Source organism: Thermosyntropha lipolytica DSM 11003 (assembly GCF_900129805.1).
Classification (GTDB): Bacteria; Bacillota; Syntrophomonadia; order Syntrophomonadales; family Syntrophomonadaceae; genus Thermosyntropha; species Thermosyntropha lipolytica.
This window is the reverse complement of sequence record NZ_FQWY01000073.1, coordinates 1-2,780: the sequence shown is the minus strand read 5'-3', so window position 1 is coordinate 2,780 and position 2,780 is coordinate 1. Positions and strand designations below refer to the sequence as shown.

The window sequence follows — 2,780 nt, the reverse complement described above, 5'->3', positions numbered from 1 at the left end:
TTTTTCTACCGCTCCTAATATATATTCTATTATACTCACCTGTAGATAGCTATATCCCCTCTCCATCTCTCGCATCTGCCAGACCAATCACCTATCATTTAAAGTTGGGCAAGACAATACCAATCACCAAAACCATCCCCAAAACAAAAAAGGCCTCTAGCAGCCTTAATGCCGCTAAGCCTTTTTTCTCGCATGCGCTGCGCTATAACATTTGATCCTGATTTAAACCCAAAAGTGCGAATATCAAGCAAAAAGTAGACTACTGTGCTGATAAAAAATTGAGCCACTAATGCTAGTTTAAAAGCGAGTCACCTTTTTTACCGCTTTTAGTTATCTAATTTTTACCATGTTTTTGCTTTTAGTTGCTCAGTTTCCAAGATTGTACTGTTGCATAGTCAAAAAGACTGTAAAAACCAAAAACCTGCATTAACCTCCTCTAAATAATCTTTTATTGTTTTTTAAGAGTGTATTCCTCAGTTTTTCCACCAGCTGTCATTTTCAGCTGCATCAAATCACCGGAGATATTTCCGCTTAATACAAAATCAGATGAATCACTATAGGTATATCCGTTAGCATAATTAGCCGTCGCGGTGGACACACCCGAACCGCTTATAATTCCATTATCGATTACTCCATTGATACTTCCACTTGTGGATATACTGATAATACCAATGTCAGGGAAAGAGCCAGTGCCTTCCCATCTACCTGCTAGCCTGCCATCAGGAAATACCTCAATTTGCATAGGGACTTTGAAGGTTCTTCCTTCGTAAATATAAGATTCAAAGGTACCTTTATATATTCCTGATTGACCGGGCCATACCATACCAGGTACTTCCATATTCCATCCCTGAAATTCATAACCCACTTCGTTGAATATTGGCATCCAGCCGTCATAATTTTCTATAGTTAAAGGCTTTCCGTTAATTACATATTTTCCAGGCATTAAAAGATACTCTTCACTTATTCCGTTAAAATACGCATATGAATGTGCCTTTGGCAAATCTATTACCTGATTCACGAGGTCGGCGACAACAAGGAAATTATTCGGGTCTTTTATATTGGTTAAACTCTTAACCGCGGTTGTGAGGTCAAAAACGCTTTTGGCTATTCCAATTTTAGGGTTGTTCTTTAAAATCAGGTAATTCTCAATTTCTTCATTATTTTTATCACGTATTGCTCCAGTTATATAGATTAATTCGTCATGTAAAGAAAGGCCATACGAAACACCTGTCCCGATTGCCAGAGCAGCACCGGCCGTGATTGCTAATGGCGTTCCGACAACAGCTGCCCCTCCTACCGCTCCTATTGTTAAAAGGGTCGAGGGTACCAGGCGTCCAAGGCGGGAAACTACCTCACCGGTGATTAACCCCTGCCTTTTCCAATTTTCCCAGTTTTCACGCTGCTTTAATCCTTCTTCAATTAAATTACGGGCTTCAGCAGCATCAATCCCATAAAAATCACTTACCATTTCTATAGCAATTTTATAAGCAGGAGCTGAGTCATATATTCTCCTCGCCATCTGTTTTTTATCTACGATACTTACTTCAGTATTGCCGTAATTGCTCTGACTGAAATAAACATCGTAAAGCATATTGTCATGAGGGTTGTCCAGCGGCAGGAAAACTTCTTTATTGATAGGAAAACGATCACGATTGCTGGCATAAGCTTTAGAACTTGCAAAATCAAACCAGCTTAGAGAAAAACCCCCGGAGAAAGGTTTCGCCGATACTTTAACATTACCTATAGCAGCAGCTAATTCTTTAAGTTTTTCTGAATATGTAATTACTTCATCCCAGGCAAATGCCGCATTATCAACATAAACAGACCATTCTTCAAATTCAATACTGTTCGGATCCATATAAATAACGCTGTTAGTCTTTATTACCGCTTCTATATATTTTGCATTTAGCAGAAGCATCGTTTCCTGTACATCGCTTATGAGATCTTCAGGAATTCTGTCACCTGCATTGATTATTACCGGTTCATAACTTCGGTCATTAATTGCCCTCGGAAAACCACAACCAGTCAGCATTAAAATGATTAAAAATAAGCTTATCAGTTTTATCCTATTGCTTTTATTAGCTCTAAAAAATATTTTCCTACGCTGTTTTTTACGCTGCATGAGTTTCTCTATTAAATCTCTCATTTCAATTTGCTCCTCCTTTCAACATTTTTATTTTTTTATTACCTTAAAAGCATTCTTTTATTTAATTCATTTTTTTATAAACCTATCTTCCGCATTAAGAAAAAACCTAAAAAAATCCAAAATCGAATATATAGAAAATTTAAGCTAAATCAAGAAATTTACGTTTCTAAGTAATTTTTTTGATATACATGCATATTACTGATTGCACCTGCAATAACAGTTATGAAAATACCTAATACCGCCAGTAAAACCCTGCTTTTTACCCCCCTTCAAAAACATATCACAACACCACCGTCTAATACTATGATATGATAACTAGATAACATGGATAGAATATTTTATCAATTCAGGGGACAAGAGCAAATCAAAGAAAATCTAAGAAAAGAGCTTATAAGAGCTTTATAAGGCAAAAAAAGAAAAAATTAAAAAATTTCAAAAAAAATATCATATGTTTCTCTAAAATTCGTAAATCCACTTACAACATAGCATTCTTCTTCCAAAATAGAATTAAATGCCTCTATATGTGCATTCATATTAGGAGTTTTTACGGGTATTCTCTCATGTATCAATTTTAATTCCTGGCAAGTTTTGGCAAATTTAGCTGACATAAACTGCGGCCGGTTATCAGTTCTTA

The 2,780-nt window shown here is 36.2% G+C and carries 1 protein-coding gene and 1 pseudogene; both read right to left on the bottom strand.

Going from position 1 to position 2,780, the window contains the following annotated elements:
- Nucleotides 1–448: 448 nt before the first annotated feature.
- Nucleotides 449–2,146, bottom strand: coding sequence for a hypothetical protein (locus BUB92_RS10925; protein WP_073093586.1), 1,698 nt, complete (start codon nucleotides 2,144–2,146; stop codon nucleotides 449–451).
- Between the two features lie 422 nt (nucleotides 2,147–2,568).
- Nucleotides 2,569–2,780 (bottom strand): annotated as a pseudogene (locus BUB92_RS11760) (DDE-type integrase/transposase/recombinase); the annotation flags it as partial.